The following is a 6,792-nucleotide window of genomic DNA, read 5'->3' on the forward strand; positions in this document are numbered from 1 at the left end:
CCAGAAGCCGCAGGGCGAGCCGTAGCGGCGCCGCAGGGCTCGCCCAGGCCGCGCAGCACGCCAGGCCCGCCACGAGCGTCAGGACGGCCGCCTCGGCCCCCGCACGCCCCAGCGGAGCCGCGCTCTCCGGGCCCGGCGACAGCTCGGGCGCCGCGACCGTCAGCACGAGACCCGCGAGCGCGACGGCACAGGGCGCGGCCACCGGCAGCAGCGCGCCCGACATCCGGCCCGCCGCGTACCCGGCGGCGACGGCCAGCACCGCGAGCAGCATGCCCTCGGCCCGCCCGTCGTTCGCGCCCGCCGACACCAGCGCCCACCCGGCACACGCCGCGAGCACCGCCATGCCGACCGCGTCGGAAACGTTTCGTCTCTCACCGTCCGCACCGTCACCGGTCACGGACGTCCCCGTCGGTCCCACCCAGCCCCCCGAGCGTCTCCGCCCCGGACGCGCGCCCCCCACCGGCCGTTCGTCGGAGCTGGCCACACCGTAACGGCTGGCCGGCATTTTGTGGATGACCTGTGCGGACGCGGGAGCGACGACGGCGGCGACCTGTGAGAATCCTGTGCTGTGAGGTCCGCCGGCCGACCTGTCGGCCAAAAGGTCACCCGCCGTACACTCCCCGGGTGACCGTCACCGCACCCCCCGCAGGGCCCTCAGGACAGCTGGAACCCGAGGCCGCGCCTCCCGCGCGCGGGCGCCGCTTCCTGCGGTTCGTCCCGGCAGCCGTCGCCGTGCTCTCCGGAGTGCTGCTCTACCTCAGCTTCCCGCCGCGCCCCCTGTGGTGGCTCGCGCTCCCCGCGTTCGCCGCGTTCGGCTGGGTCCTGCGCGGGCGGAGCTGGAAGTCCGCCCTCGGGCTCGGCTACCTCTTCGGCCTCGGCTTCCTCGTCCCCCTGCTGAAGTGGACCGGCGTCGAGGTCGGACCGCTGCCGTGGCTCGCGCTCGCGGCCATCGAGGCCCTCTTCGTCGCCCTGGTCGGCGTCGGCGTCGCCGCCGTGTCCCGGCTGCCCGGCTCGCCGGTGTGGGCGGCGGCCCTGTGGACCGCCGGGGAGGCCGCACGCGCGCGGGCGCCGTTCAGCGGGTTCCCGTGGGGGAAGATCGCCTTCGGGCAGGCCGACGGGGTGTTCCTGCCGCTCGCGGCTGTCGGCGGGACGCCGGTGCTGGGCTTCGCGGTCGTCCTGTGCGGGTTCGCCCTCGGTGACCTGGCGCGGGTCGGGTGGGAGCGGCGGCGCACGGGCGAGGTGCGGTGGCTCACCGCCAACCTGGCCCTGGCCGGCGCGCTCGTGCCCGTCGTGGGCGCGGTCGTCGCCCGCCCCCTGGTCAGCGACAAGGCCGAGGACGGCACCGTCACGGTCGCCGCGGTCCAGGGCAACGTGCCCCGCCTCGGGCTGGAGTTCAACGCCCAGCGGCGCGCCGTACTGGACTACCACGCGCGCGAGACGGAGCGGCTGGCCGCCGAGGTGAAGGCCGGGAAGGTCCCCAAGCCGGACTTCGTGCTGTGGCCGGAGAACTCCTCCGACGTCAACCCCTTCACCGACGCCGACGCCGCAGCCGTCATCAGCCAGGCGGTGCGGGCCATGGGCGTACCCGTCTCCGTCGGCAGCGTCGTCCAGCGCGACGGGAAGCTGTTCAACGAGCAGATCCTGTGGGACCCCGAGAAGGGGCCCACGCAGACCTACGACAAGCGGCAGATCCAGCCGTTCGGCGAGTACATGCCGCTCTCGGGCCTGGTCAAGGCGATCAACCCCGAGTGGACCGCGATGGCCTCGAACTTCACCCGGGGCACCGAGCCCGGCGTGTTCACCATCGGCGGCACCAAGGTCGGCATCGCCACCTGCTACGAGGCCGCGTTCGACTGGGACGTCCGCGACACCGTCACGCACGGCGCGCAGCTCATCTCCGTCCCCAGCAACAACGCCACCTTCGACCGCAGCGAGATGACCTACCAGCAGCTCGCGATGTCCCGCGTGCGCGCGGTGGAGCACAGCCGTACGGTCGTCGTTCCGGTCACCAGCGGCGTCAGCGCGATCATCATGCCGGACGGCCGCATCACCCAGAAGACCGGCATGTTCGTCGCCGACTCCCTCGTGCAGAAGGTGCCGCTGCGGTCCTCCGAGACGCCCGCGACGAAGATGGGGATCCTGCCCGAGATGCTGCTCGTCCTCGTCGCCGCCGGTGGGCTCGGGTGGGCGATCGGCTCGGGGCTGCGCGCCCGGCGTGCGGGGAACGCGTAGGGGTACGCGGGCGCTTGCTGTCGGGGAGCGCGCGCCGGGGCGCTCTGTGGTGGTGCGCGCCCGGCGCGTTCGGGATGCGTGCCGGGGGTGTGCGCTCCGCGCGCCGGTGACCTGCGGCCGTACATCCGGCGTACGGCTTCCGGCGCCGGCCGGTCCGCCAAGATCGGCCGGTTAGGGTCGGGGGTATGGCAACTCCTGAGTTCATCCGCGCGATCCGGGCCTCCGCCGGACACCAGCTCCTGTGGCTTCCCGGGGTCACCGCCATCGTCTTCGACGACGACGGCCGGGTGCTCCTCGGACGCCGCTCGGACACCGGCGACTGGTCGGTCATCGGCGGCATCCCCGACCCCGGCGAGCAGCCCGCCGTGTGCGCGGTGCGGGAGGTGTACGAGGAGACAGCGGTGCGCTGCGTCGCCGAACGCGTCGTCCTCGTCCAGGCGTTGGAGGAGCACACCTACCCCAACGGCGACATCGTCCAGTTCATGGACATCACGATCCGCTGCCGCGCGACCGGCGGCGAGGCCCGGGTGAACGACGACGAGTCGCTGGAGGTCGGCTGGTTCGGCGTCGACGAACTGCCGCCCGGCCTGCCCGACTTCGCGGTCGCCCGCATCAAGCAGGCCCAGGCGGACGACGGCCCCACCTGGTTCGAGAACCCCGCTCAGACGCTGTAGCCGCCGTCCACGCCGCTGCCGCTCGTCGTCGAGGGGGCGTGCTGGCGCAGGACTGGTGGGCCGTCATCGTCGACCAACGGGACTGCGTGCGCGCCGGGTTGTGCGCGGCGTCCGTACCCGACCGGTTCGTCCTCGATGAACGGGGGCAGGGGCAGGCGTGTGAGGTGCCCGGTCGAGGCGGTCTCCAGCGTGGGCGCGGAGACCGGCAAGTCCGTGTTCCTGTCGGAGAGTTGAGCAAGGGGCGGCGGGTCCGGCGTACCTGGTTCGCCGCCCCTCGGCCGGTCAGGTTTGGACGTGGAAGTACCAGCGGACCCCGAACTGGTCGAAGACGCCGTGGGCCTGGTCCTCCTGTGCGGTCTCGGTCATCTCGAAGTGGACCGTGCCCTCGCCGTGGGTCAGGGCGGTCGACAGGCGCTCGGCCTCTTCGACGGAGTCGACGACGAGGAGGATCGAGTAGCCCCCGTACTGGATGGGCTCCAGCATGACGTCGCCGCAGGTCAGGCGGCCCTCGCCGATCTTTAGGGTGGCGAGGAGCACCTTGTGCCCCAACTCGTCGGGCACGTCGTGGAATGCGGGCAGGTCGCTGTAGCGGTGCAGGACCTCGACCTCAGCGCCGAGGGCGGATTTGTAGAACTCGACGGCCTCCTCGCATCGGCCGAAGAAGTCCACGTGGGGCAGTACCTGCATGGTCACTTTCCTCTCCGCTGACGGGGTCGGGGCAGGGGAGGAGCGCCGACAGGTGTCCCCCCGGATGCACGTGCGCCGACACGGTCCAGGCTAGCCGCGGAGCGGACGCGATGGGAAAAAATGTCCGAAAAGTAGACCTCTCCTCCCTAACGTCACGAAAGCCATACGGCGGCTCGTCTGTCGCGCGGTCACCGCCCGTGCGGCGCGAAGCCCCACGCGTTCGGCCGAACGTGTACAGCTGTCCGAACCCCCCTTGTTCGAATTGCAGAGGTGTGTTCCACGCCACTACGTTGTCGAACATGCTGACGATCGGATTGAACGGAAACTTCTCTCCCGAGAACTCCGATATCGTGCCCGGTCTGCGCGAGTACATGTACCACGACGCCGCTGCCGCCCTCGTCGAGGACGGTGTGCTGATCGCGGCGGTCGAGGAGGAACGGCTCAACCGGATCAAACACACAACCAAATTCCCCGTCAACGCCGTTCGGGCCTGTCTGGAGATCGCCGGGGCGACCCCGGCCGATATCGACGGGGTCGGCTACTACTTCCCCGAGCAGTACCTCGACCTGATGCTCAACGGCCTCTACGTCGACCACCCGGCCGTCCCTCGGCGCTATGCGCGCCGGCTCATCAAGGACCGCCTCAAGGAGGCTCTGAACTGGGACCTTCCCGACGAGAAGCTGTTCCATGCCTCCCACCACCGCGCCCACGCGATGTCGAGCCTCGTGCGCTCCGGGATGTCGGAGGCCCTCGTCGTCGTCCTCGACGGCATGGGCGAGGATTCCTCGGGGACCGTATTCGGCGCCACCGGTGGCGAGTTGGAGATCCTCACCAAGTTCGCGATGCACAAATCGCTGGGACTCCTCTATCTGAATGCCACGAGACACCTGGGATTCAGGTTCGGCGACGAGTACAAGGTGATGGGACTCGCCCCGTACGGAGACCCCGCCGTATACCGGCCGGTGTTCGACTCGATGTACACGCTCGGCCCGGACGGCGATTACGAATTCTCGCCGCACGCCCTCGCCTTCGAATACGTCAGCAACACGTTCTTCTCCTGCGGAATGCCGCCCCGGCGTTCGAGTGAACCGCTGGAACAGCACCACAAGGATTTCGCCGCCGGGCTCCAGGAGATGCTGGAGCGGATCGTCCTGCACGTGCTGACGCACTGGCGCCGCGCCACCCGGCACACGAAGCTCGTCCTCAGCGGCGGCGTCGCCCACAATTGCAGCCTCAACGGCGCCGTTCTGCGCTCGGGCTTGTTCACGGAGATGTTCGTGCACCCCGCCTCCCACGACGCGGGCACCGCCGAGGGCGCGGCACTGCTCGCGCAGGAGACGCTGTCCGGGACGGTACGCCTCAAGGAGCGGATGCGCAGCGCGAGCCTCGGGCCGGGGCTCGGCAGCGCGGACGCCGTCGAGGAGACCGTCCGGGCGTGGAGCGGGCTCGTGGAGTACGAGCGGCCCGCCGACGTCGTCGAGACGACCGCCCGCCTGCTCGCCGAGGGCGCCGTCGTCGGATGGGCGTACGGGCGCTCGGAGTTCGGGCCCCGCGCACTCGGCCACCGCAGCATTCTCGCCGACCCGCGCCCCGCCGGGAACCGCACCCGCATCAACGCCATGATCAAGAAAAGGGAGAGCTTCCGCCCGTTCGCCCCGATGGTCGTCCCCGAGGCCGCCGGCACGTACTTCGACCTCACCGACACCACCGCGCATCACGACTTCATGTCGTACGTCGTGAGCGTGCGCCCCGAACACCGCGAGCACCTCGGCGCGGTCACCCACGTCGACGGCACGGCCCGCGTCCAGATCGTCGACCCCGAGGCCAACGAGCGCGTCCACCGCCTGATCAGCCGCTTCGGCGCGCTCACGGGTACGCCGGTGCTGCTCAACACGTCGATGAACAACAACGCCGAACCGATCGTGCAGAGCGTCGAGGACGTGCTGACGTGCCTGCTGACGACCGAACTCGACCACGCCGTCGTCGACGACCTCCTGGTCCGCAGACGACCGGACTTCCTGGACGGCCTCGACGACCTCGTCCTGACGTTCCGCCCCGTGACCCGGCTGGTCAGGACGGTCGCGGAGGGCGGCGTCACGCACGAGATCCTCCTCGACTACGCCACCGGCCCCCGGGCCGCCGTGTCTCCCGAGCTGTTCGCGGTGCTGGAGCGGGCGGACGGTACGACGCCGGTCGGGCCGCTCACCCCCGAGACGCGCTCCGAACTGCACGCCCTGTGGCAGCAACGCTTCTTCACCCTCACACCGGCTTCCTGAGAGGAACCCGCATGCGCAACGCCGAGTACCTGGAGCTGGTGAGGACCCCCGAGGACCGGGAGCACCACTACGCCCGTGTCGTCGACAGCTACTACGAACAGGTCACCGACGTCTGCCGGGACGTCTGGTCCGACTCCTTCCACCTCGCCTGGTTCACCGAGGGCCAGCAACTCCACGACGCCCAGCACACCATGCAGCGCTGGCTCGCCGACCAGGGACGTTTCGGCGCGGGCGACCGCGTCCTCGACGTCGGCTGCGGCATCGGCGGCCCCGCAGCGACCGTCGCCGCGCACACCGGCGCCGAGGTGACCGGCGTCAACATCTGCGGCCACCAGGTACGCGTGGCCCGCTCGCTGCACGCCGGCACCGAACGGCTCACGTTCGTCGAGGCGGACGCGATGAACCTGCCTTTCGGCGCAGGCGAGTTCGACGGCGTCCTCTCCATCGAGGCGCTCTGCTACGCGCCGGACAAACGCCAGGTGTACGCCGGGATCGCGAAGGTCCTGCGGTCCGGCGGGGCCTTCGTCGGCGCGGACTGGTTCTGCGCCGACAATCTCACCGAGGCCGAGCACGCCCGCTGGGTGGAACCCATGTGCCAGGGCTTCGCGATCCCGCACGTCATCCCGTTCGGCGAGCTGAAGGGGTACCTGGAGGAGGCCGGCTTCGAGGTCGAGTCCGTGTCCCGGTACGACGACCACGGCGACATCGGGCCCAACTGGACGCCCGCAGCGCCGAGTTCGGACCCGGCGGGGGACGAGCGGCCGGACCTGACGGCGGACGGCTTCGAGAACCTGCTGGCACAGTCGCTGCCGGCCCTGCGGGACGGGTGCGTGGCAGGAAAGGTGATCATGGGGTGCTGGGTGGCACGGAAGCGTGCCGACGAGGGCGCCGCATGACCACCCCCGTACGCGTCGCCCCCGCCC

The 6,792-nt window shown here is 70.9% G+C and carries 6 protein-coding genes and 1 pseudogene; 4 read left to right on the forward strand and 3 right to left on the reverse strand.

Annotation, left to right across the window (positions count from 1 at the left end; genetic code table 11):
• A pseudogene (locus tag AOK24_RS19920) lies at window positions 1-343 on the reverse strand (O-antigen ligase family protein); the annotation flags it as partial.
• Between the two features lie 281 nt (window positions 344-624).
• On the opposite strand from AOK24_RS19920, the gene lnt reads away from it, so the two are divergent.
• Both lnt and AOK24_RS19930 read left to right on the forward strand, forming a co-directional pair.
• A complete protein-coding gene (gene lnt, locus AOK24_RS19925) occupies window positions 625-2,232 on the forward strand; it encodes an apolipoprotein N-acyltransferase (protein WP_055721417.1) in 1,608 nt (535 codons plus the stop codon).
• Between the two features lie 185 nt (window positions 2,233-2,417).
• Entirely contained in the window at window positions 2,418-2,906 is a 489-nt protein-coding gene (locus AOK24_RS19930) for an NUDIX hydrolase (protein WP_055721418.1), read from the forward strand.
• Here the strand turns inward: AOK24_RS19930 and AOK24_RS19935 are convergent.
• Together AOK24_RS19935 and AOK24_RS19940 are read right to left on the reverse strand one after the other, a co-directional pair.
• A complete protein-coding gene (locus AOK24_RS19935; RefSeq protein WP_055721419.1) occupies window positions 2,894-3,115 on the reverse strand; it encodes a hypothetical protein in 222 nt (73 codons plus the stop codon). The genes AOK24_RS19930 and AOK24_RS19935 overlap by 13 nt on opposite strands.
• Window positions 3,116-3,188: 73 nt before the next feature.
• Window positions 3,189-3,593: a VOC family protein gene (locus AOK24_RS19940; protein ID WP_055721420.1), complete on the reverse strand. Its 405-nt coding sequence runs from the start codon at window positions 3,591-3,593 to the stop codon at window positions 3,189-3,191.
• Window positions 3,594-3,892: 299 nt separating this feature from the next.
• Here AOK24_RS19940 and AOK24_RS19945 point away from each other — a divergent pair, with 299 nt between their 5' ends.
• Both AOK24_RS19945 and AOK24_RS19950 read left to right on the forward strand, forming a co-directional pair.
• On the forward strand, window positions 3,893-5,869 hold the full coding sequence (locus AOK24_RS19945) for a carbamoyltransferase family protein (protein ID WP_055721421.1): 1,977 nt from the start codon (window positions 3,893-3,895) through the stop codon (window positions 5,867-5,869).
• Window positions 5,870-5,880: 11 nt separating this feature from the next.
• Window positions 5,881-6,765, forward strand: coding sequence for an SAM-dependent methyltransferase (locus AOK24_RS19950; RefSeq protein ID WP_055721422.1), 885 nt, complete (start codon window positions 5,881-5,883; stop codon window positions 6,763-6,765).
• Window positions 6,766-6,792 lie beyond the last annotated feature (27 nt).

Origin of the sequence: Streptomyces niveiscabiei (genome assembly GCF_001419795.1) — a bacterium.
Classification (GTDB): domain Bacteria; phylum Actinomycetota; class Actinomycetes; order Streptomycetales; family Streptomycetaceae; genus Streptomyces; species Streptomyces niveiscabiei.

Coding starts and splice junctions, on each gene's coding strand:
- AOK24_RS19930 (WP_055721418.1), top strand. CDS start 2,418: ATGGCAACTCCTGAGTTCATCCGCGCGATCCGGGCCTCCGCCGGACAC.
- AOK24_RS19940 (WP_055721420.1), bottom strand. CDS start 3,593: ATGCAGGTACTGCCCCACGTGGACTTCTTCGGCCGATGCGAGGAGGCC.
- AOK24_RS19945 (WP_055721421.1), top strand. CDS start 3,893: ATGCTGACGATCGGATTGAACGGAAACTTCTCTCCCGAGAACTCCGAT.
- AOK24_RS19950 (WP_055721422.1), top strand. CDS start 5,881: ATGCGCAACGCCGAGTACCTGGAGCTGGTGAGGACCCCCGAGGACCGG.